Source organism: Roseinatronobacter thiooxidans (assembly GCF_001870675.1).
Taxonomy (GTDB): Bacteria; Pseudomonadota; Alphaproteobacteria; order Rhodobacterales; family Rhodobacteraceae; genus Roseinatronobacter; species Roseinatronobacter thiooxidans.
On the sequence record NZ_MEHT01000017.1, the window covers coordinates 92,450 to 113,281 of the forward strand.

The 20,832-nt window shown below is 60.1% G+C and carries 22 protein-coding genes; 11 read left to right on the forward strand and 11 right to left on the reverse strand.

The genetic code is table 11. The annotated features are described in order from the left end of the window. Window positions 1–2 precede the first annotated feature (2 nt). From BG455_RS09110 to BG455_RS09135, 6 genes are all read right to left on the reverse strand, one after another. A complete protein-coding gene (locus BG455_RS09110) occupies window positions 3–713 on the reverse strand; it encodes an ABC transporter ATP-binding protein (protein WP_071469674.1) in 711 nt (236 codons plus the stop codon). 3 nt (window positions 714–716) lie between these two features. Further along, window positions 717–1,259, reverse strand: coding sequence for a hypothetical protein (locus BG455_RS09115; protein ID WP_071469675.1), 543 nt, complete (start codon window positions 1,257–1,259; stop codon window positions 717–719). Then, entirely contained in the window at window positions 1,252–2,043 is a 792-nt protein-coding gene (locus tag BG455_RS09120) for an ABC transporter ATP-binding protein (protein WP_071469754.1), read from the reverse strand. Before BG455_RS09120 ends, BG455_RS09115 begins: the two co-directional genes overlap by 8 nt. A gap of 115 nt (window positions 2,044–2,158) precedes the next feature. Beyond that, entirely contained in the window at window positions 2,159–3,340 is a 1,182-nt protein-coding gene (locus BG455_RS09125; RefSeq protein ID WP_071469676.1) for an ABC transporter substrate-binding protein, read from the reverse strand. Between the two features lie 191 nt (window positions 3,341–3,531). Continuing rightward, complete coding sequence (guaA, locus tag BG455_RS09130; protein ID WP_071469677.1) at window positions 3,532–5,091, reverse strand: glutamine-hydrolyzing GMP synthase; 1,560 nt, start codon at window positions 5,089–5,091, stop codon at window positions 3,532–3,534. 40 nt (window positions 5,092–5,131) lie between these two features. Continuing rightward, window positions 5,132–6,364: a glycerate kinase type-2 family protein gene (locus BG455_RS09135; RefSeq protein ID WP_071469678.1), complete on the reverse strand. Its 1,233-nt coding sequence runs from the start codon at window positions 6,362–6,364 to the stop codon at window positions 5,132–5,134. 180 nt (window positions 6,365–6,544) lie between these two features. Between BG455_RS09135 and fabG the strand changes: the two genes are divergently transcribed. Together fabG and BG455_RS09145 are read left to right on the forward strand one after the other, a co-directional pair. Beyond that, window positions 6,545–7,282: a 3-oxoacyl-[acyl-carrier-protein] reductase gene (gene fabG, locus BG455_RS09140; protein ID WP_071469679.1), complete on the forward strand. Its 738-nt coding sequence runs from the start codon at window positions 6,545–6,547 to the stop codon at window positions 7,280–7,282. 183 nt (window positions 7,283–7,465) lie between these two features. Next, window positions 7,466–7,699: an acyl carrier protein gene (locus tag BG455_RS09145; RefSeq protein ID WP_071469680.1), complete on the forward strand. Its 234-nt coding sequence runs from the start codon at window positions 7,466–7,468 to the stop codon at window positions 7,697–7,699. A gap of 222 nt (window positions 7,700–7,921) precedes the next feature. Here the strand turns inward: BG455_RS09145 and BG455_RS09150 are convergent, their stop codons facing one another. Beyond that, the gene (locus tag BG455_RS09150) at window positions 7,922–8,974 is read right to left on the reverse strand and encodes a threonine aldolase family protein (RefSeq protein WP_071469681.1); all 1,053 of its coding nucleotides are present in this window, start codon (window positions 8,972–8,974) and stop codon (window positions 7,922–7,924) included. A 118-nt stretch (window positions 8,975–9,092) separates the two neighbouring features. On the opposite strand from BG455_RS09150, the gene BG455_RS09155 reads away from it, so the two are divergent. The 9 genes from BG455_RS09155 to BG455_RS09195 all read left to right on the forward strand — a co-directional run bounded on the left by BG455_RS09155 (window position 9,093) and on the right by BG455_RS09195 (window position 17,191). Beyond that, window positions 9,093–9,650: a NifU family protein gene (locus tag BG455_RS09155; protein ID WP_071469682.1), complete on the forward strand. Its 558-nt coding sequence runs from the start codon at window positions 9,093–9,095 to the stop codon at window positions 9,648–9,650. Further along, a complete protein-coding gene (gene tsaB / locus BG455_RS09160; RefSeq protein WP_071469683.1) occupies window positions 9,640–10,278 on the forward strand; it encodes a tRNA (adenosine(37)-N6)-threonylcarbamoyltransferase complex dimerization subunit type 1 TsaB in 639 nt (212 codons plus the stop codon). The genes BG455_RS09155 and tsaB overlap by 11 nt, the downstream gene beginning before the upstream one ends. Continuing rightward, entirely contained in the window at window positions 10,275–10,703 is a 429-nt protein-coding gene (gene rimI / locus BG455_RS09165; protein ID WP_071469684.1) for a ribosomal protein S18-alanine N-acetyltransferase, read from the forward strand. The genes tsaB and rimI overlap by 4 nt, the downstream gene beginning before the upstream one ends. Window positions 10,704–10,866: 163 nt before the next feature. Continuing rightward, the gene (locus tag BG455_RS09170) at window positions 10,867–11,856 is read left to right on the forward strand and encodes a BMP family lipoprotein (RefSeq protein WP_071469685.1); all 990 of its coding nucleotides are present in this window, start codon (window positions 10,867–10,869) and stop codon (window positions 11,854–11,856) included. A gap of 7 nt (window positions 11,857–11,863) precedes the next feature. Then, window positions 11,864–13,429: an ABC transporter ATP-binding protein gene (locus BG455_RS09175; protein ID WP_071469686.1), complete on the forward strand. Its 1,566-nt coding sequence runs from the start codon at window positions 11,864–11,866 to the stop codon at window positions 13,427–13,429. Further along, window positions 13,426–14,520 carry an ABC transporter permease gene (locus BG455_RS09180; RefSeq protein WP_071469687.1) on the forward strand — a complete coding sequence of 365 codons (1,095 nt, stop codon included), beginning with the start codon at window positions 13,426–13,428 and terminating at the stop codon, window positions 14,518–14,520. The genes BG455_RS09175 and BG455_RS09180 overlap by 4 nt, the downstream gene beginning before the upstream one ends. Next, window positions 14,520–15,485 carry an ABC transporter permease gene (locus tag BG455_RS09185; protein ID WP_071469688.1) on the forward strand — a complete coding sequence of 322 codons (966 nt, stop codon included), beginning with the start codon at window positions 14,520–14,522 and terminating at the stop codon, window positions 15,483–15,485. The genes BG455_RS09180 and BG455_RS09185 overlap by 1 nt, the downstream gene beginning before the upstream one ends. 27 nt (window positions 15,486–15,512) lie before the next feature. Next, window positions 15,513–16,433, forward strand: coding sequence for a sulfite exporter TauE/SafE family protein (locus BG455_RS09190; RefSeq protein ID WP_071469689.1), 921 nt, complete (start codon window positions 15,513–15,515; stop codon window positions 16,431–16,433). After that, a complete protein-coding gene (locus BG455_RS09195; protein WP_071469690.1) occupies window positions 16,433–17,191 on the forward strand; it encodes a TIGR02186 family protein in 759 nt (252 codons plus the stop codon). The genes BG455_RS09190 and BG455_RS09195 overlap by 1 nt, the downstream gene beginning before the upstream one ends. A 5-nt stretch (window positions 17,192–17,196) precedes the next feature. Here BG455_RS09195 and BG455_RS09200 read toward each other — a convergent pair whose 3' ends face one another. The 4 genes from BG455_RS09200 to ccrA form a co-directional block, all read right to left on the reverse strand. Further along, the gene (locus BG455_RS09200; RefSeq protein WP_071469691.1) at window positions 17,197–17,433 is read right to left on the reverse strand and encodes an Lrp/AsnC ligand binding domain-containing protein; all 237 of its coding nucleotides are present in this window, start codon (window positions 17,431–17,433) and stop codon (window positions 17,197–17,199) included. A 96-nt stretch (window positions 17,434–17,529) separates the two neighbouring features. After that, a complete protein-coding gene (locus BG455_RS09205) occupies window positions 17,530–19,053 on the reverse strand; it encodes an ATP-dependent DNA helicase (protein ID WP_071469692.1) in 1,524 nt (507 codons plus the stop codon). A 142-nt stretch (window positions 19,054–19,195) separates the two neighbouring features. After that, entirely contained in the window at window positions 19,196–19,354 is a 159-nt protein-coding gene (locus tag BG455_RS17315; RefSeq protein WP_170124742.1) for a hypothetical protein, read from the reverse strand. A gap of 145 nt (window positions 19,355–19,499) precedes the next feature. After that, window positions 19,500–20,792, reverse strand: coding sequence for a crotonyl-CoA carboxylase/reductase (gene ccrA, locus BG455_RS09210; RefSeq protein WP_071469755.1), 1,293 nt, complete (start codon window positions 20,790–20,792; stop codon window positions 19,500–19,502). Window positions 20,793–20,832 lie beyond the last annotated feature (40 nt).

Here is a 20,832-nt window from a genome sequence, read left to right on the forward strand (position 1 = left end):
CCTTATCCCCCCAGAAAACTTTTGCGGACTTCCGGATCGGCCAGCAGTGCCTGTCCGGTGTCGGTGTAGCGGTTCTCGCCCTGCACCAGAACATAGCCCTTATCGGCGATGTTCAGCGCCTGACGGGCGTTTTGTTCCACCATCAGGATGGAAATACCACTGCGCGCAATCTCGATAATGCGGTCGAACAGTTCATCCATGACAATCGGGCTGACGCCTGCAGTGGGTTCATCCAGCATCAGCACCGAAGGCTTGGTCATCAGCGCGCGCCCGACGGCAACCTGCTGGCGCTGCCCGCCTGACAATTCGCCCGCCGCCTGCCGCCGCTTGTCGCGCAGGATCGGGAACAGCTCATACACCTGTTCCATCGTCGTCCTGATCTCGTCACGGCGGATGAAGGCGCCCATTTCAAGGTTTTCTTCCACTGTCATGGACGGGAAGATATTGCTTGTCTGCGGCACAAACCCCATGCCTTTGCTGACACGCGCTTGCGGGGATAGCGTGGTGATATCCTCGCCCTGCAAGCGGACACTGCCCTCGCGCAGCTTCAACATGCCAAAGACAGCTTTCATTGCCGTGGATTTTCCCGCGCCATTGGGGCCGACAATCACAGCAATCTCGCCTTTTTCGACAGCGATGGTGCAGTTATGTAAAATATCTGCGCCGCCATAGCCGCCGGTCATTCCGTCGCCTATCAGAAAGGGTTGTGTCATGGTCTAACCCTCTTCACTGGGGCGGATCAGTTCCGCGATGTTGCGCATAGTCTGTTCCATTTCACTTGCACTGAAGGCGGCATCCCCGTCCAGCGCCAGAATAAGGTGGCGGCCATTGCCCTGTGCAACGGCGGTGACCACGATATAGTCATCGCCATTGCCAAATTCGGTCATCGTCAGCATGATCACATCCATCTGTGATGTCTGAAATCTGGTGCGGTTCAGTATATCGGGCGCGCGCGCGCCTTCATCCATGGCCTGTTGCGCAAATTCCGATGCCAGACTGTCCAGCATGCTTTCCAGCGACTGGTCGGCCATCTGGTCGGGCAGGGGCATGATTTCCAGCCACAGATCGTCGCCTTCCAGCACCACGGCCCCTTCAAAGTCAAAACCCTCTGCATCCTGCCACAATGTTCCGGCGGCACAGAATTCAAACCCGTTAGGCAGGGCGTGGCAGGGGGTGTCGGCCTGCGCGGGGGCCAGTGCCAGCCAGACGGCACTGATAAGACCCGCAAGAGGGGCTGCGCGGGTGCGCGCTTCAGACATGCCCTTCCTCCTTCAAAATCTTGTTTTTCAGGCCGGTGCCAAGATAGGCTTCGATCACCTGTTCATTGGCCTTGATCTGGTCAAGCGTGCCTTCGGCCAGCACCTTGCCTTCGGCCATGCAGATAACAGGGTTACAGATGCGGCCAATGAAATCCATGTCATGTTCGATCACGACGAATGTATAGCCCTGTTCCTTGTTCAGGCGCAGGATCGCGTCTGCAATCGTGTTCAGCAGTGTGCGGTTCACACCTGCGCCAACTTCGTCCAGAAAGACGATCTTGGCGTCGGTCATCATGGTGCGGCCCAGCTCCAGCAGCTTTTTCTGCCCGCCCGAAATCTGCCCTGCCTTTTCATCGGCGATATGGTCGATGGTCAGGAATTCCAGCACCTCATTGGCGCGCGCGCGGATTCGCGCTTCTTCCTCGCGCACGCGGGCGGCGTGAAACCACGCAGACCACAGGTTTTCACCCGATTGTCCGGGGGGCACCATCATCAGGTTCTCGCGCACAGTCATGGAATGAAATTCATGCGCGACCTGAAAGGTGCGCAGCAATCCTTTGGAAAACAACGCATGCGGGGGCAGGCCGGTGATGTCTTCGCCATCCATCAGCACTTTGCCCGATGTGGGCGGCAAGACCCCCGCGATCACATTGAACAAGGTGGTTTTGCCCGCGCCATTTGGACCGATCAGCCCTGTGATAGAGCCTTTCTCGATTTCCAGCGTTGCACCATCCACTGCGTGAAAGCCGCCGAAATGCTTGTGCAAATTCTCGACCCGAATCATTGCCATTGCCATCTACTCCCCTTTGCGGGACGCCCTTGTGCAGGTCTCGGTTTGAAAAACGGCCCGAGGTGTCCCCCTCGGGCCGCAGGATCCGCAATCGGACCCGTTTTTGAGATCAGTGGAACTGAACCGTTACGAATTCGCCGCCTTCGACGACATATTCACGGTAGCTGCCAGCCGCTTCGCCGGGGCCAACCAGTTCGACATTGGTGGCACCCATGTAGTTGACCTCGCCGCCATCTGCCAGAATTTGCAGACCGCGTGCCAGATCACCCGGCAGGATTTCTTCGCCCGGTGCATTCGCCACATTCAGAATGTTTGCGGCAATGCCTTCGGGTGTTGCTTCGCCTGCGGCCTGTGCTGCCAGCGCCAGAAGGGCTGCTGCGTCATAGCTTTCGCGGGTATAGCTGGACTGACCCTGCACACCGGCCGCTTCGGCCAATGCATGGAACAGGTCAGCGCCTTCGCCTGCGGCCCATGGGATCGTGCCGATTGTGCCTTCAAGGGCTTCACCGACATTGGCGATCAGTTCATCGCCATACATGCCATCGCCCATGAAGAAGTTTTCAAACGCGCCCAGTTCCCATGCAGTGCGCACCATCGACCCGCCGCCATCGACATAGCCAAGGATCACCAGCGCATCACCACCGGCAGAGGCCAGCTGGCCCACTTCGGCGGAATAGTCGCCGCGCGCTTCTTCATGCGCCACTTTCGAGGTAATCGAGCCGCCCAAGCCAAGGAAAGATTCCTCGAATGCATTGGCAAAGCCTGCACCGTAGTCGTTGTTGGTATAGGTCAGCGCCACTTCCGAGAAGCCACGCTCCATCACGATGCCTGCCAGAATCGCGCCCTGACGTGCGTCAGAGGGCGATGTGCGGAAGAACAGCCCGTTCGATTCTGTGGTGGTGAAGGCAGGCGATGTGGCCGAAGGCGAGATCATTGGCACACCTGCCGACATGGCCACGTTTTGCAACACAGCCATGGTCACGCCGGAACAATCCGCGCCCATGATCGCAACGATACCGTCGGACGAGATCATGCGCTCTGCGGCAGCTTGTGCGGCAGATGAGTCGACACAGGTCGAATCAGCCCGCACGGATGTGATTGTTTGCCCACCAAGGAAAGCACCACTTTCATTGATCTCGTTCCACGCCATCTCGGCCCCGTCGGCCATGTGCGGTGTGATCGATTCAATGGGGCCGGTGAACCCCAGCAGAACGCCCATCTTGACCTCATCGGCCAGCGCCATGCCTGCCGAAAATGCCAGAGCGGTGCTGGCAAGAAGAAGCTTTTTCATAAGAAATCTCCCATAGGTTTGTTATCGTCTTACTTGCAGGTTGACCCATGCAAATACGGCGGTTTTGACCGCCTTGTTGAAATGCCTAGCATGGTGTTTTCGACAGGGGAAGATTTTTCGGCCAACTTGGCTGCGACACACGCATGTGTTTCTGCCCCTGTCCAAACTTCGCGCGGCGTGACGCGCGCGCGCTATTCCAGCTCGATCGTTCCGGGCGGTTTCGAGGTGCAGTCGTAGAACACGCGGTTGATGCCGCGCACTTCGTTGATGATGCGGGTTGACGTCTCGCCCAGAAATTCATGGGTGAACGGGTAGTAATCCGCTGTCATCCCATCGACCGAGGTGACCGCCCGCAGCCCCAGCGCATAGTCATAGGTGCGTCCGTCGCCCATGACGCCCACAGTGCGCATGGGCAGGATGGCTGCGAAAGCCTGCCAGATGTCATCATACAGCCCGTGACGGCGAATCTGGTCGATATAGACCGCATCTGCGCGGCGCAGGATTTCCAGCTTTTCGCGCGTGATCTCGCCCGGGCAGCGGATCGCAAGACCGGGGCCGGGGAAAGGGTGGCGGCCAATGAAGCTGGCAGGCAGACCCAATTCGCGGCCCAGTGCGCGCACTTCGTCCTTGAACAATTCGCGCAACGGCTCGACCAGTTTCAGCCCCATCTTCTCGGGCAGGCCGCCGACATTGTGGTGGCTTTTGATCGTCACCGAAGGGCCGCCCGAAAAGCTGACCGATTCGATGACATCAGGATAGAGCGTGCCTTGGGCCAGAAACTCTGCGCCCTCAATCTCATTGGCGTATTTCTGGAATACATCAATGAACAATCCGCCAATAATCTTACGCTTTGTTTCGGGGTCAGAAACGCCTTCCAGTTTGCCCAGAAACAGATCGGATTCGTCGGCATGGATAAGCGGAATATTGTAATTGTCGCGGAACATGGTCACGACTTCTTCGGCTTCATTCAGCCGCAAAAGCCCGTGATCGACAAAGACGCAGGTCAACTGATCGCCGATGGCTTCGTGGATCAGCACGGCCGCAACCGAGCTGTCAACACCGCCCGAAAGCCCGCAAATTACCCGCTTGTCACCAACCTGCGCCCTGATTTTGGCAATCGCTTCCTCGCGGTAGGCACCCATTGTCCAGTCGCCGCTGAAGCCTGCAAGTTTCAGGAAATTGCCCAGCATCCGCGCGCCATGCGGGGTGTGGTGCACCTCTGGGTGGAATTGCACCGCGTAAAAGCGCCGCGCGTCGTCTGCGATGATGGCAAAAGGCGCATTGGGTGATGTGGCGATCACATCAAACCCCGGTGCCAGTGCCGTGACGCGGTCGCCGTGACTCATCCAGACCTGTTCGCGTCCGGCCTCGAACAGACCGGCGAAGATGCCATCTGTTTTGTGCCCGCTTGCAGGCTCGATATAGGCGCGGCCAAATTCTGCATGATGGCCGGATTCCACACGGCCCCCAAGCTGGTCCATCATGACCTGTTGGCCGTAACAGATGCCAAACAGCGGCACGCCCATCTCGAACAGATATTGCGGTGCGCGCGGGCTGCCTGCCTGCGGGACCGACCCGGGCCCCCCTGACAGGATCACCGCTTTGGGCTGGCGCGCTTTCAAGAACGCTTCATCCACCTTCTGAAACGGGTGGATTTCGCAATAGACATTGGATTCGCGCAGGCGGCGCGCAATCAGCTGCGTGACCTGAGAACCAAAGTCGATGATGAGGCAGAATTCATGCTGTGTCATGCGCGCTCGCTTATGCCAAAGGGGACGTGCTATCAAGAGGTCACGGGGCGCGCGACAGAATTTGCAGATCGGCCACATTGGTGCCTGTGGCCCCGATGGTCAGCAGATCGCCTGCAAGCCCTAGCGCGCGGTTGCTGTCATTATTGGCCAAAAGCGCTTCGGGGTCGCCGCCCGCGGCGCGGATGCGCGCGACAGTGCCGCCATCGACAAGCCCGCCTGCGGCTTCGGTCGGGCCATCGCGCCCGTCAGTGCCGCCAGACAGAAACCGCCAGCCGGGCTGGCCCTGCAAGGCAATGGCCACGCGCAACGCAAGTTCCTGATTGCGCCCGCCGCGCCCGTCGCCGCGCAAGATGACAGTTGTTTCGCCACCAAACAGTGCCAGCGGCCCTGTGCCGGTAGTGGCATGGGCCACAATCTGTTCTGCGGCCTGCGCCACATCGCCCACCAGCGCGTCGGACACGATGCGCGCCTCTGGCCGTGCGTGCAGCATCGCATCGAGCGAGAGGCGATTCGATCCGACAAGGCGGTTGTCTGCCTGTGGCAGAGGTGCCGGGTCTTGCGCCCGGCACAGCGCTGTACGCGCGGCGGGCGGCAGTTTCTCCCACAAGCCATGGTCTTTCAGCATCTCGACCACTGCGCCGCGCGCCATCAGTGGCGCCGCTGTCGGGCCAGAGGCTATGGCGCGCAGATCATCGCCGATCACATCCGAGAGAATCAGCGCTGTCACTGGGGCAGGGGCGGCCTGTCGCAGCACCCCGCCCCCTTTGAGCCGTGAGAGATGTTGGCGCACCGCATTGATCTGCCCGATGTCCAGACCGGCCCCCAGCAGCAGGCGGTTGACCTCTGCCTTTTCCATCAGGCTTACCCCCTCGACCGGGGCGGGCAGCAGGGCAGAGCCACCGCCCGACACCAGCACCAGCACGCGGTCATGCGCGCTGGCCTGCGCCAGCAGGGCTTCAACCTCTTGCGCGGCACGCAGCCCGTTTTCATCGGGCACCGGGTGGCCCGCAGCCAGCACGCGCGCGCCTGCGACATCGCGCGCATTCTCGTAATTCGTGACCACCAGCACTGCGGCGGGTTTGGGCAGATGCGCCAGTGCGGCCTGTGTCATTGCGCAGGCCGCCTTGCCCAGACCCAGCACATACAGTTTGCCGGTTGCGGCGGGTGGCGTGACGGGTGCATGGGCCAGACTGTCGGTCACAGCTTTCTCGGGGTCTGCCGCAGCCACCCCTGTTTGAAACAAGGCGATCATCTCATCTGGGCCAAGCGGCATGGTGCGGGCATCTCCGGTTATCTGTCTTTGGTCCCATCTATGCCGCCTGCACTGCGGCAGTGACAAGCCCCTTCCATACCCGCGCCTGCCCGCATTGCCATTGGCATGGCGCGCATTGCCTTGATATAGACAGTGCGGAGGGTGGCCACTACGGGCCGAAAAACAGAATAAGGACACATCATGTTTGATTTGACAGGGAAATGCGCCCTTGTAACCGGGGCCTCTGGCGGCATCGGCGCAGAGATTGCGCGGGCCTTGCACGCGGCGGGTGCGACAGTGGGGGTTTCGGGCACGCGCGAAGACCCGTTGAAGGCGCTGGCCGAGGAGCTGGGCACCCGCGCCCATGTGCTGCCGTGCAACCTGTCCGACCCGGCAGCGGTAGAGGCCCTGCCCAAAGCAGCGCTGGATGCCATGGGCGGGCTGGATATTCTGGTCAATAACGCAGGCATCACGCGCGACAATCTGTTGATGCGCATGAGCGACGAGCAGTGGGACAGCGTGTTGGATGTGAACCTGACCGCATCCATGCGGCTGATGCGCGGGGTCTTGCGCGGCATGATGAAGGCGCGCTGGGGGCGGATCGTCAATGTCTCGTCGGTTGTCGGGGCGATCGGCAATCCGGGGCAGGCCAATTATGTGGCGGCCAAGGCAGGGCTTGTGGGTATGTCGAAAGCGCTGGCGCAAGAAGTGGCCTCGCGCGGGATAACAGTGAATTGCGTGGCCCCCGGCTTTATCGCCACACCGATGACGGATGCGCTGAATGACGATCAGAAAGCCGCGATCAACATGCGCATTCCAGCGGGCCGCATGGGCACGCCAGCAGAAATCGCGGCAGGCGTGCTGTATCTTGCCAGCCCAGAGGCCGCGTATGTGACAGGGGCGGTGCTGCATATCAATGGCGGCATGGCAATGATATGATCGGCGCGCGAATTCGTTTGAGGCGCTGAAGGCTTGTGCTATAGCGGGTTTCGGCACAGTGCCATATTGCGGCACTTGACCTGCCGAAGCATTGGCCCTATTGGGCGCGCAACGTGACGTCGCACAGCGTGGCGGACGAGGGACTTTTCAGGCCGGAGACCGGCAAAACCTAAGGGGAAGAACATGAGCGATATCGCGGATCGTGTAAAAAAGATCGTGGTCGAGCATCTGGGCGTAGACGAAGCAAAGATCACCGAAGGCGCGTCCTTCATCGATGATCTTGGCGCAGACAGCCTGGATACGGTCGAGTTGGTCATGGCGTTCGAGGAAGAATTCGGGATCGAGATTCCCGATGACGCCGCAGAGAACATCCAGACATTTGGCGATGCGGTAAAGTTCATCTCTGAAGCGGCCTGAGCCAGCACGACACAGAATTGAAAAAAGCGCCATCCTTTGCGGGTGGCGCTTTTTCTTTTGTGGCGCGGCAGTCGATGCATTGTTGCAAGGTTGCGATGTGATGCGGGGCTTCATCTGCGGCCCGCGTTATGTGCTATGTGCAAATCCCCCAAAGCCATCATCAGGCCGCTTGTAGTGTGGGGCGCCTACACATTGGCTGTGCGCCCTGCCAGATCACCCGCCTTATGCGCCCATCCGTTCAAGAAACCCGTCCACCTGCGCGGGGCTTGTGTTCCAGGAACAGACCAGCCGCGCGCCAAGGGGTGTTTCCTCTGGCCCTGCCAATGTTTCATGGTCGGGCCAAAGGTAGTATTTCGCGCCATCCTCATGCAGGCGTGCATGCCATGCGCGGGGCCAGCGGGCGAACAGCATATTGCCGCCGCGCGGAAACGACACGTCAACCTGCGGATATGCGCGCAAGCCTTGTTCCAGCCGCGCCGCCATCGCATTGGCATCGCGCGCCAGATCCAGCCAGAACCCGTCTTCCAGCCATGCCGCCATTTGCGCGGACAGATAGCGGTGTTTCGACCAGAGATGCCCGCCGCGTTTGCGCCGCAGCTGGAATTCCCACGCGCGCGCGGGGTCGAACATGACAACCGCCTCAACCCCCATCAGGCCATTCTTTGTGCCGCCCAGTGACAGCACATCAACCCCTGCGCGCCAACTCATATCTGCAGGGCTGCACCCTTCGGCCACCAGCGCATTGGCAAAGCGCGCGCCGTCCAGATGCACAGGCAGCCCATGCGATCTGGCAATCTCTGCCAGCGCTGAAATCTCTGCCGCGCTGTAGCGCGTGCCGCATTCGGTCAGGTTGGTCAGGCTAACAATACCGGGTTGCACATGATGCACCACCCCGCGCCCTGCGCGCGCCAGCGTGTCTGCCAGCGCCTGCGGGTCCATCTTGCCATCGGCCCCTGCCACATGGGTCAGTTTTGCGCCGCCTGTGTAAAATTCCGGCGCGCCGCATTCATCCACTTCAATATGCGCCAGCGCGTGGCAATAGACAGCCCCCCAAGGCGGGCAATAGCTGGACAGCGCCAGCGCATTCGCGGCAGAGCCTGTGGTGACAAGAAACACCTCTGCCTCGGGTGCTTCAAACACCTCTCTGATCCGGGTGGAAAGCTGCGCCATTGACGGATCGGTGCCATAGCCGGATGCATAGCCGGAATTGGCCTGAATGATGGCGTTTACAATGCGCTCTGGCATGCCTGAAGTGTTGTCGGATGCAAAATACATGGCCCCTCCGGTGGTTTGGGTGCAGTGCTGCGGGCAAGTGCGGCCCGTGTCAAGCCGCTTGCCTTGACAGACCATGGGTCAGGGCGCATATGCCCCTTAACGCACAGGAGGCACGCATATGTTCATCCAGACCGAATCCACGCCCAATCCGGCGACGCTGAAATTCCTTCCCGGACAAGAAGTTCTGGGGCTTGGGACTGCTGATTTCCCCAATCCCGAGTCTGCCACCCCATCGCCACTGGCGCAGCGGGTGTTTCAGGTTGCGGGGGTGACGGGGGTATTTCTGGGCAGTGATTTCATTACTGTGACCAAAGCAGATGATGTCGAATGGCAGCATGTGAAGCCTGAAATTCTTGGCGCGATAATGGAGCATTTCCAGTCCGGTGCCGCTGTCATGGAAGGCGAGGCCGCTTCAAGCCATGCAGCCCATGATGGGCCGGATTCCGAGATTGTGGGCCAGATCAAAGAATTGCTGGACAGCCGCGTGCGCCCTGCCGTGGCGCAGGACGGGGGCGACATTACCTTTCACGGGTTTGAACGCGGTGTCGTCTACCTGCATATGAAAGGCGCTTGCGCGGGCTGTCCATCGTCTACTCTGACGCTGAAAATGGGCATCGAAAACCTGTTGCGCCATTATATTCCCGAAGTGACCGAGGTGCGGCCCGTTGCCGTCTGACCCTTGCATTCTGGCCTTTGACACAACGGCCGCGCATTGCGCGGCCGCTTTACTGTCGGGCGGGGTGGTTGTGGCGCAGGCACAAGAAGACATGGCGCGCGGGCAGGCGGAACGCCTTGTCCCCTTGCTGGAAGAGGTGTTGCAGGCCGCGGGCCTGGGCTGGCGCGATCTGGATGCTTTGGCAGTGGGCGTGGGGCCGGGGAACTTTACCGGCATTCGCATTGCCGTGTCGGCGGCGCGCGGGCTGGCCTTGGGCTTGGACATACCCGCCATTGGTGTGACGATATTCGAGGCGCGCGCCGAAGGGCTGCCGCGCCCGCTATATGTTGTGGAAGATGCGCGACGCGGCGAAGTCTATGTGCAAGTATTCGGCGACGGCGATGAAGCCCCGTTTCTGAGTGATCGAACAGATCTGGCCTTTGCTGCGGATGCTGCGCTGGTCGGGTCCGGGGCCAGCGCCGAAGGCACAGGCCTGCCGGTTCTTGCTCCGTGCTATCCGCTGGCCGAGGGCATCGCGCGCGTGGCGGCCCGCAAGTTCGGCACAGCGCAACCCCGCCCTGCGCCACTCTACATTCGGTCGGCAGATGCGGCACCGGGGGCTGATCTGCCACCCAAAGTTCTGCCATGACGCCTGAAGATCTGGCGCGGGTGCATGGCGCGGCCTTCAGCCTTCCGCCGCCCTGGCCTGCGGCGGATTTTGCGGCTTTCGGGGCTGACCCGGCTTGTTTTCTGGTAACCCGCAGCGACGGGGGCGCGCTGGCGGCCTTTGGCCTGTTTCGCGTGGTCGCGGATGAGGCAGAGGTGCTGACGCTGGCAACCGCCCCCCTAGCACGGCGCAAGGGTCTGGCGCGCGACATTATGCGTGACGCGATAGCGCGCGCGCAATCGCGTGGGGCGCGGCGCTGCTTTTTGGAAGTGGCCGCCACCAACCGCGCGGCGATTCTGCTGTATCAGTCTTTGGGCTTTACGCAGGTCGGTTTGCGCAAAGCCTATTACCGTGCCGCAGGCCATAGCGCAGTTGATGCGCTTGTGTTTCGGGCAATTCTTGACTGAGGGATCGCCCCATTCTGTGCTGTGTGTTTCACAGGCCGATTTAGGTGTTGACCACCCCCAGCGTTGCAGGGTTAATCAACAAGCCACGGCAAAAGCCTTGCCGGAAAACCGCCATCCTTCAAGCGCAGCGCAGTCTTGTGGGGGCATAACAGGAGTATCAGGTATGATCCGTTTTAAGACACTCTCAGGGGCTGCGTCCTTGCTGGCGCTGACAGCGGGCATGGCACATGCTGACCCCGCATTGATGTTCGATCTTGGCGGCAAGTTCGACAAATCTTTTAACGAAGCAGCTTATAACGGCGCGGAACGCTGGCGCGCGGAAACCGGCGGCAGCTACCGCGAGATTGAAATGCAGGCCGCAGCGCAGCGCGTGCAATTCGCCCGCCGTCTGGCCGAGGCAGGCTCGAACCCTGTGGTTGTCATGGGCTTTCAGAACGCCCCAACCTTGGAAGAAGTCGCGCCAGATTACCCCGACACATCTTTCGTGCTGATTGATGCTGTGGTTGATCTGCCAAATGTCCGTTCCGTGATCTTTGCCGAACATGAAGGCAGCTATCTGGTGGGCATGCTGGCCGCAATGGCCAATGAAACCGGCACTGTCAGCTTTGTCGGCGGGATGGAAATTCCGCTGATCGCGTCTTTTGCCTGCGGGTATGCGCAGGGTGCGAAGGCCGTGAACCCCGACATCAATGTGATCGTGAACTACACTGGCGACACGCCCGCTGCATGGAATGACCCCGTGCGCGGCGGCGAGATTGCGCGCGCGCAAATCAGCCAAGGGTCGGATGTGGTCTTTGCTGCGGCAGGGGGCACAGGCTTGGGCGTGCTTCAGGCGGCCGAGGATTCCGGCGTCTTCTCGATCGGGGTTGATTCCAACCAGAACTATCTGCATCCCGGCTCTGTTCTGACATCGATGCTGAAGCTGGTGGATCAGGCCGTGTATGATGCCTTTACCGATGGCCCCGGTCTGGAAACCGGCGTTGTGCAGATGAACCTTGCCGCAGGCGGTGTGGGGTACGCGCTGGACGAACATAATGCCCATCTGATCTCGGATCAGATGCAGGAAGCGGTCGAGGCGGCCAAAGCGGCGATCATCGCGGGCGAGTTAAGCGTGCATGATTACCGCGTGGACAGCGTCTGCCCGGCGTTCTGATCCGAGAATGACACAGGCACAAACACAGGCGATGCGGCAGGACACTGCCGCATCCAACGCGTTCGCAATCGAATTGCGCGGCATTTCCAAGGCGTTTGGGCCGGTTCAGGCGAATAAGGACATTTCGATCCGCGTGCGGCGCGGCACGATCCACGGGATCGTGGGCGAGAATGGCGCGGGCAAATCCACGCTGATGTCAATTCTCTATGGCTTTTACCGCGCTGATTCCGGCGAAATTCTGATCAATGGCCAGCAGACGGATATACCTGACAGCCTGTCGGCCATCCGTGCTGGGGTCGGCATGGTGTTCCAGCATTTCAAGCTGGTCGAGAATTTCACCGTGTTGGAAAACGTGATCTTGGGTGCCGAAGCGGGCGCAATGCTGCGCCCCTCACTGGCCAAAGCGCGCGGTCTGTTGAAAGATTTGGCGCGCGAGTTTGAATTGAATGTTGATCCTGATGCGTTGATTGAAAACCTGTCTGTTGGTCACCAGCAGCGCGTTGAAATCCTTAAGGCGCTGTATCGAGAAGCGGATATCCTGATTTTGGACGAGCCGACAGGCGTGCTGACCCCGTCCGAGGCAGACCATCTGTTCCGCATTCTGCGCGGGCTGAAAGAGCAGGGCAAAACCATCATCCTGATTACACATAAATTGCGTGAAATCATGGATGTAACGGATGAAGTTTCAGTCATGCGGCGCGGCGAGATGGTGGCTACCCGCACCACATCCGAAACCAGCCCGACCGAGCTTGCAGAATTAATGGTGGGCCGTAAGGTCTTGTTGCGCGTAGAGAAAACGCCAGCCATGCCGGGGCCGGAGGTGCTGCGCGTCGAAGGGTTGCGGCTGGTCGATGCGCAGGGCGTGGAGCGGTTGCGCAGCATCGGCTTTGCGCTGCGCGCGGGTGAGATTGTGGGCATTGCAGGCGTTGCCGGAAACGGCCAGTCTGAACTGCTGGAGGTTCTGGCCGGTCTGCGCCCCGCCGAAGGTCAGGCGTGGATGAAGGGTGCCCCCCTGCCGCTGTCAGGGCCGGATTGCGACGCACAGGCGCGGCGCGCGCGGCGCATAGCCCATGTGCCGGAAGACCGCCACCGCCGCGGGCTGGTGCTGAATTTCCATGCTTGGGAAAATACCGCGCTGGGGTATCACAATGATGATGCCTATAATCCCAGCCCGTGGAAAATGGATAACGCCGCCATCATCCGCGACACGCAGGCCAAGATGGCGGCGTTCGATGTGCGCCCGCCAGACCCGCAGTTGAAGGCCAGCGGGTTTTCAGGGGGCAACCAGCAAAAAATTGTGCTGGCCCGGGAGATTGAACACACACCCGAAGTGTTGCTGGTGGGCCAGCCCACACGCGGGGTCGATATTGGCGCGATTGAATTCATCCACCAGCGGCTGATCACGCTGCGCGATGCGGGTGCCGCGATTTTGCTGGTCTCGGTGGAACTGGATGAAATCCTGTCACTCTCTGACCGGATCATCGTCATGTTTGACGGCCGCATTATGGGAGAGCGCGCGCCGGACCAGACAAATGCGCAGGAATTGGGGCTTATGATGGCGGGCATGGCATGAGCAGGGGGCGCATTCCGCATTGGGCAGATGTGACGCTGGTGCCGCTGGCTTCGGTTTTTCTGGCCTTTGTGATTTCGGGCATTCTGATCTGGGCCATCGGCGAAAGCCCTTGGGCCGCGATGAAGCTGATGGTCGAAGGGGCGTTCGGGTCCAGCTATGGCTGGGGCTATACGCTGTTTTATGCCACGAATTTCATCTTTACGGGTTTGGCCGTGGCGGTGGCGTTCCAAGCGCGGCTGTTCAATATCGGGGGCGAAGGGCAGGCGCTTTTGGGGGGCCTTGGTGTGGCGCTGGTGTGCCTGTATATTCCGTGGCCGCATTGGTCGCTTGCGCTGATCGCAGCAAGCTTAGGTGCGGCGGTGTTCGGGGCAGGCTGGGCGCTTATTCCGGGCTATCTGCAAGCCAAACGCGGCAGCCATATCGTGATCACCACGATTATGTTCAATTTCATTGCCGCGTCATTGCTGGGGTATTTTCTGGTCAATGTGCTGCGCCCGCAAGGGGCACAAGACCCGTCATCGCCGCGCTTTCCCTCCGAGACGGCCTTGCCGAAGCTGCATGAAATTCTTGGCGTATTCGGCATTCCGTTTTCGACTGTGCCGCCTGTGAACATCTCGCTTCTGATCGCTGTTGGAATGTGTTTCGCGGTCTGGTTTATGCTGTGGCGCACGCGGCTGGGCTTTCAGATCCGCGCCTTTGGTGAATCAGAGCCTGCGGCGGAATATGCTGGCATCAGCCCTGTGCGGATCACGGTTTATGTGATGCTGATCTCTGGCGCGCTGGCGGGATTGATGGCAGTCAATTCCGTTATGGGCGAGCAGCAGCGCCTTGTGTTGAACGCGGTCGAGGGGGCGGGGTTTATCGGCATTGCCGTCGCACTGATGGGGCGCAACCACCCGTTTGGCGTGTTTCTGGCGGCAATCCTGTTCGGGTTTCTGTATCAGGGCGGGGCAGAGCTGGCGCTATGGACAGGGATTCCGCGTGAATTGATCGTGGTCATTCAGGCGCTGGTCATCCTGTTCACCGGCGCGCTGGACAATATGGTGCGCATCCCGATTGCGCGGATATTCGCAATGCGGGGGGCGCGGTGATGGATTTCATGGTACTGGTACAAGTGCTGGAATCGACCATGCGTCTGGCAACGCCGTTGTTGTTTGCCTGCCTTGCGGGCCTGATATCCGAACGCGCGGGCGTGTTCGACATCGGGCTGGAAGGCAAGATGCTGGTGGCGGCTTTCATGGCGGCCTCTATCGCGTTTGTGTCCGGCAATGTCTGGATCGGCGTGGCGGCGGCGGTGGGCGTGTCGGTGGCAATGTCGCTGATGCATGGTCTGGCCTCGATCACGTTTCGGGGCAATCAGCTGATTTCCGGCGTGGCGATCAACTTTCTTGCGGCGGGCATCACGGTTGTGATTGCGCAAAACTGGTTCCGGCAGGGGGGGCGCACGCCGTCGCTGTCGGGCGATGCGCGCATGGCGCGGATTGATCTGCCCTTTGCCGAGGCGCTGCGCGATGTGCCAGTGATCGGGCCAATCTACCACGGCATTCTGTCGGGCCATGCGCTGTTGGTCTATGTCGCGCTGCTATGTGTGCCGCTGACATGGTTCATGCTGTTTCGCACCCGCTTTGGCCTGCGTCTGCGCGCAGTGGGCGAAAACCCCGCCGCCGTCGATACAGCGGGCGTTTCGGTTGTGGGCCTGCGCTACGGGGCGGTGGCCATTTGCGGCGTGCTATGCGGGTTGGCTGGCGCCTATCTTTCAACCGGGCTATCCGCGGGATTCGTCAAGGACATGACAGCGGGCAGGGGCTTTATTGCCTTGGCGGCGATGATCTTTGCCAAATGGCGGCCTTGGCATGCAATGGGGGCCGTGTTTTTGTTCGGATTGCTGGAAGCTGTGGCCAATCGGTTCCAGAATATCGATATTCTGGGGGTGAATTTGCCAGTTCAGGCCATGCAGGCCTTGCCCTATATCCTGACCGTTGTCATTCTGGCAGGGTTCGTGGGCAAGGCGATACCGCCGCGCGCCGGTGGCGCTGCATACGTCAAGGAACACTAACCGGCCCAGCGCGGCCCCGAGACTGGCATGCAGATCTATCTGCCCATCGCCGAGACTTCTGTAAACGCCTTTACCCTGCTGGGTGTCGGTGGTGGTGTCGGTGTGCTGTCTGGCATGTTCGGCGTGGGCGGCGGGTTTCTGATTACGCCGCTTTTGTTCTTTATCGGGGTGCCGCCTGCGGTGGCAGTGGCAACGGGTGTCAATCAGGTTGTGGCATCCTCTATCTCCGGTGTTCTGGCGCATCTCAAGCGCAAGACAGTTGATATCCGGATGGGAACCGTGCTGCTGATTGGGGGTCTGATCGGCTCGCTTATCGGGATCTGGTTTTTTAATTTAATGAGCCGGCTGGGCCAGATCGACCTGATTGTTCAGCTGTCCTATGTCATCTTCCTTGGCATCATTGGCGGGCTGATGCTGCAAGAAAGCCTGCGTGCATTGATGCGCTCCAAGAACCCCAACGCAGTGCGGCGCAAGCTGCATACGCATATCTGGGTGCATAACCTGCCGATGAAGATGAAGTTCCGCACATCGGGGCTGTATATCTCGGTCTTTCCGCCGCTGCTGGTGGGGGTGGGTGTTGGGATACTGGCCGCGATTATGGGGGTTGGGGGCGGTTTCGTGCTGGTGCCTGCCATGATCTACCTGTTGGGCATGCCCACCAAAGTGGTAATCGGCACTTCGCTGTTTCAGGTGACATTCGTGGCGGCCTTTACCACCATGATGCATGCGATCACCAACCAGAGCGTTGATGTGATGCTGGCGATCTTCCTGATCCTTGGCGGGGTGATCGGGGCGCAGGTTGGCACGCGGATCGGGGTGAAGCTGCGGGCAGAGCAGTTGCGCATTCTGCTGGCACTTCTGGTGCTGGCGGTATGCGGTAAAATCGCGTTCGACCTGCTATGGACCCCGTCAGAGCTGTATTCGATCACTGTGGCGGGGCGGTTCTGATGCGCGTCTTGCTGGCATTTCTGGTTCTGCTGGCCGCGCTGCCGCTGCGTGCCGAAGAGGTGATCGTGGGCCTAAGCCAGAACCGCGTGTCGCTGACGGTGAATTTTGAAGGCTCTGAAATCCTGATCTTCGGGGCAGTGCGGCGCGAATTGGCGTTGCCGGAAGATTCGGCGCTGGATGTGATTGTCGCAATTGAAGGGCCACCCCAACAAGCGACCATCTGGCGCAAAGCGCGCCGCGCGGGCATCTGGGTCAATACCGAAGGCCAAGAGCTGCGCGCCGCGCCCAGTTTCTACGCGGTTGCAACAACCGGCCCGCTTAGCGAAATTCTGTCTGTCGATGCAGACCTGACACACCGCATTTCCACGCGGTTGGCGATATTCGAGGCGCGCAGCGGTGTTGACAGGACAGACCCCGCCGCCTTTACCGAAGCGCTGATCCGCATTCGAGAATCCGAAGGCTTGTACCAGCAGCGCGAAGGCACGGTAGATTTGCAACGCGACACGCTGTTCAGCACGCGCCTGACCCTGCCCAAAACCATTGTCGAAGGGTCTTATGCCGCGCGCATCTTTCTTGTGCGCGATGGCGATGTGATAGATGAATTTGAAACATTCATCGATGTGCGCAAGGCCGTGCTGGAACGCTGGCTGACCAATCTGGCCTATGATCAACCGTTTCTATACGGGCTGCTTGCGCTGTTTCTGGCGGTCTTTTTCGGCTGGGGGGCATCGGCCTTGTTCCGGCTGTTGCGCAGCTGAACAGTTCAGAACGCCCGAAAGGTCATGGTTGTGACTGTGCGGCTGATGCCTGCTATGTCGAACAGATTATTGGTCAGGAAATGGCCTACATCTTCATCTTCGGGGATATAGACCTTTGCAATCAGATCAAACTCGCCCGAGGTCGAGTAAAGCTCTGACACCACTTCGCGGTCATAGATGGCATCGGCTACCTCATAGGTTTTGCCGGGCTGGCAGCGGAACTGGACGAAAACGCAGCGCATCGAAATCTCCTGTCAGGGGATGGCACCTTTGGGGGCCATTGGGGCTTTACCCCCCTTGTGTTGCAGCAAGTTGGCGCCATGGCAAGCCTCTGGCCGTCAGCTCTCTGCGGCCAGTGCCAAGGGGGCTGGGGGGGTGCTGAGATCATCTGTGGATAGCGGCGTCTGCGGGAGGGCAAGGCGGTTGCGGATGACCCAGTGCAGGCGGTGTTCGGCGCGGGTGATGGCCACATAGGCCAGGCGCTTCCATAGCGGTATGCCCGCCTCTGATCGTCCGGCACGGGCGGCGGCGAACAGGTCGGGCGCGAAGACCTGCACATCGGGCCATTGCGAGCCTTGCGCCTTGTGAATGGTTACCGCCGCCCCATGCACAAAGGCAGCCCCCATTGTGGCGGCAAAGGGGATGAAGGGTTCTTCGTCCAGGTCTTTCTCGATCTTGATGATCGAGGCGACAGAAATCTGCGGCTCTTCCGCGCCGAAGATATGCAGGCGCGAAAAGCCCGGTTTGCGTCCGGGGCCAAGATAGACGACCTGCGCGCCCTTGATCAGGCCGCGCGCTTCCAGATCGATGCGCTTCTTGCGGTGCTTCAGTGGCAGTTCCAACCCGTCACAGATCAGCGGTTCTCCTGCCATCAACGCGGTCTCGGGTGCGCCATGGGCGTTGCGAAAGGCGTTGATCAGGCGCAACCGCGTGGCATTGCGCCAGACCAGCACAGGCGAGCGCGCCATCAGATCGCTGTTCACACGCTCTGCCAGATGCACGCGGTCATCGCGGGCGGCGGCGTCTTGCAGCTTATCCTCGAACGCTTCAAACCCCATGTCAGGGTCTGCAAGTGCATGGGCCAGATCCAGAATCGGGTTGTCCTGTGCCTGACGGTGGATGCGCGACAGCCGTAGCTGCGCGGGTGCTGGCAGTTTGTCGAACACCATCGACCCTGATTGCCCAACTGGGGCAAGCTGCGCAGGATCGCCAAACAGGATCAGGGTTGAGAACAGTTCCTGCAAATCTTCCAACTGGCGCGCATCCAGCATCGAGCTTTCATCGACAAAGCCGATATCCAGCGGGTCTTCGCGCCGCTTCCATCCGGTAATGAAATCCGACCCGCGCAAACCTGCGGCGGCCAAAGCCCCGGGAATGGATTTGACCTGCGCATAGAAAGCGTGCGCGCGGTCAAGTGCGGTGTCGCTTAGCCCCTCGACTGTGGGGCGCGGCAGGGCACCTGTCAGCCATTCGGCGATGCGTTCATATTCAGGGTCATAGACAGGGGTATAGAGAATGCGGTGAATGGTTGTCGCGGCCACCCCGCGCCCGCGCAGCACGGATGCGGCCTTGTTGGTGGGGGCCAGCACGGCAAGGCTGCGCCGTTCGCGCTTGCGCCGTCCCTCATACTCGCCCGAGACCAGCTCCACCCCCATTTCCAGCAGGGCGCGGGTCAGATCGGCCAGAAGCATGGTCTTGCCAGACCCCGCCTTGCCCATAATCGCCAAGGTCGCGCGGGCCTCGCCTTGGGCGGGCAGGCATTGACCATCAGCCAGATTAACCCCCGCCGCTGCAAGCACAGCGGCAACGCGGTCCCAAGCTTCGGCCTGATCTTCGGAAAATTGAACGACAGCGTCTGACATGGCGGCAACCTAGCGTATGCCTGCGCAAAAGTGCACCGCATTTCAACGCACCGGCGCAGAAATCCTTAAAGTGATTTCAGAAAGAATTGACAGACTTTTTCGGTTGGAACTGGCGGTAAAACAAAAACCGCATCGGTTTTGGTCATTTATCCTGTCCCGTGCCGTCCCCTTCGCGCAAGGCCAGTTCGACATGGGCAAGCTGGATCGCCATCTCCAGATGCTCGGCCAATGCGGGCAGGCCGTTTTGCACCGCATAGATGCGAAGTTCCACCAAGGTTTCGATCAACCAGACATGCGACATGGTGGCGCGCTCCCTCAAGACAGGTCTGTTTGCCTGCACATGCGAGTCTAACGTCTGGGCGGTTAATGCGCGATTACGAGCAGAAAAAAACCGCCGTGCAGCCTATGCTGCACGGCGGTGTGCCGATGGGTAAGCCTGATGGTGCCTAGCGCTTTGGCCCTGCTTCCAGCGCGTCTTCAAAGGTGCGCAGCCCTGTGCGCGGGGCCTGAACCAGCACGGCCATATTGCCGGGCTTGTGTTCATTGTTCAGCATCTTCACATGCGCTGCCGGAATCTCGGCCCAAGGGAACACTTCGGACATGCAGGGGTCAAGGCGGCGCTCGATCATCAGCTGGTTTGCGGCAGATGCCTGCTTGAGATGCGCAAAATGGCTGCCTTGCAGACGCTTTTGGTGCATCCACATATAGCGCACATCAAAAGTGCAGTTGAACCCGCTGGTGCCTGCACAGATCACGACCATGCCGCCCTTTTTCACAACGAGGGTCGAGACAGGGAAGGTCGCTTCACCGGGGTGTTCAAACACCATATCGACATTGACACCCTTGCCGGTGATGTCCCAGATCGCCTTGCCGAATTTGCGCGCCTCTTTCAGCCAGTCATTATATTCGGGCGTGTTCACCTTTGGCAATTGACCCCAACAGTTGAAATCCTTGCGGTTAATCACGCCCTTTGCGCCCTGATCCAGCACGAACTGGCGCTTGCTTTCATCCGAGATGACGCCGATGGCATTCGCGCCCGCTGTATTCGCAAGCTGGATCGCATATGACCCAAGACCACCCGACGCGCCCCAGACCAGCACGTTCTGGCCCGGTTTCAGGTCATGCGGTTCATGCCCGAACAACATGCGGTAGGCGGTGGCCAGTGTCAGGGTGTAGCAGGCCGATTCTTCCCATGTCAGATGCTTGGGGCGTGGCATAAGCTGCTGGGCCTGCACATTGGTGAACTGCGCGAAGCTGCCATCGGGGGTTTCATACCCCCAGATGCGCTGGCTGGGGCTGAACATAGGGTCGCCGCCGTTACAATGCTCGTCATCGCCATCGTCCTGATTGCAATGAATCACCACCTCATCGCCGACTTTCCAGCGCTTAACGGCAGAGCCTACGGCCCAAACGATGCCGGATGCATCGGAGCCTGCAATATGGAAGGGCGCTTTATGCACATCGAAAGGCGAGATCGGCTCGCCCAGACCGGCCCAGATGCCGTTGTAATTGACACCGGCCGCCATAACCAGAACCAGCACTTCATGGCTGTCCAGCTGGGGAATATCGACCACCTCTATCTGCATGGCCTTTTCCGGGGTGCCGTGCCGTTCGCGCCGGATCGTCCAAGCATACATTTGCTTGGGAACAAAGCCCAAGGGCGGCATTTCGCCAATCTCGTACAGGTCTTTTTCTGGGGCGTCGTAATGCGCGATGCCATCCTGAGTATCCAGAGCCATTTGTGCCTCCAATTGTGATATCTGATGGGCCATGGCCCGG

Excerpts from the sequence above, each read along its gene's own strand:
- BG455_RS09155 (WP_071469682.1), top strand. The coding sequence starts at position 9,093 with ATGTTCATCCAGACCGAATCCACGCCCAATCCGGCGACGCTGAAATTC.
- BG455_RS09115 (WP_071469675.1), bottom strand. The coding sequence starts at position 1,259 with ATGTCTGAAGCGCGCACCCGCGCAGCCCCTCTTGCGGGTCTTATCAGT.
- BG455_RS09170 (WP_071469685.1), top strand. The coding sequence starts at position 10,867 with ATGATCCGTTTTAAGACACTCTCAGGGGCTGCGTCCTTGCTGGCGCTG.
- BG455_RS09175 (WP_071469686.1), top strand. The coding sequence starts at position 11,864 with ATGACACAGGCACAAACACAGGCGATGCGGCAGGACACTGCCGCATCC.
- BG455_RS09125 (WP_071469676.1), bottom strand. The coding sequence starts at position 3,340 with ATGAAAAAGCTTCTTCTTGCCAGCACCGCTCTGGCATTTTCGGCAGGC.
- ccrA (WP_071469755.1), bottom strand. The coding sequence starts at position 20,792 with ATGGCTCTGGATACTCAGGATGGCATCGCGCATTACGACGCCCCAGAA.
- BG455_RS17315 (WP_170124742.1), bottom strand. The coding sequence starts at position 19,354 with ATGTCGCATGTCTGGTTGATCGAAACCTTGGTGGAACTTCGCATCTAT.
- BG455_RS09150 (WP_071469681.1), bottom strand. The coding sequence starts at position 8,974 with ATGTATTTTGCATCCGACAACACTTCAGGCATGCCAGAGCGCATTGTA.
- BG455_RS09185 (WP_071469688.1), top strand. The coding sequence starts at position 14,520 with ATGGATTTCATGGTACTGGTACAAGTGCTGGAATCGACCATGCGTCTG.
- BG455_RS09200 (WP_071469691.1), bottom strand. The coding sequence starts at position 17,433 with ATGCGCTGCGTTTTCGTCCAGTTCCGCTGCCAGCCCGGCAAAACCTAT.
- BG455_RS09145 (WP_071469680.1), top strand. The coding sequence starts at position 7,466 with ATGAGCGATATCGCGGATCGTGTAAAAAAGATCGTGGTCGAGCATCTG.
- BG455_RS09195 (WP_071469690.1), top strand. The coding sequence starts at position 16,433 with ATGCGCGTCTTGCTGGCATTTCTGGTTCTGCTGGCCGCGCTGCCGCTG.
- fabG (WP_071469679.1), top strand. The coding sequence starts at position 6,545 with ATGTTTGATTTGACAGGGAAATGCGCCCTTGTAACCGGGGCCTCTGGC.
- BG455_RS09205 (WP_071469692.1), bottom strand. The coding sequence starts at position 19,053 with ATGTCAGACGCTGTCGTTCAATTTTCCGAAGATCAGGCCGAAGCTTGG.
- rimI (WP_071469684.1), top strand. The coding sequence starts at position 10,275 with ATGACGCCTGAAGATCTGGCGCGGGTGCATGGCGCGGCCTTCAGCCTT.
- BG455_RS09190 (WP_071469689.1), top strand. The coding sequence starts at position 15,513 with ATGCAGATCTATCTGCCCATCGCCGAGACTTCTGTAAACGCCTTTACC.
- BG455_RS09120 (WP_071469754.1), bottom strand. The coding sequence starts at position 2,043 with ATGATTCGGGTCGAGAATTTGCACAAGCATTTCGGCGGCTTTCACGCA.
- BG455_RS09135 (WP_071469678.1), bottom strand. The coding sequence starts at position 6,364 with ATGCCGCTTGGCCCAGATGAGATGATCGCCTTGTTTCAAACAGGGGTG.
- BG455_RS09110 (WP_071469674.1), bottom strand. The coding sequence starts at position 713 with ATGACACAACCCTTTCTGATAGGCGACGGAATGACCGGCGGCTATGGC.
- BG455_RS09180 (WP_071469687.1), top strand. The coding sequence starts at position 13,426 with ATGAGCAGGGGGCGCATTCCGCATTGGGCAGATGTGACGCTGGTGCCG.
- guaA (WP_071469677.1), bottom strand. The coding sequence starts at position 5,091 with ATGACACAGCATGAATTCTGCCTCATCATCGACTTTGGTTCTCAGGTC.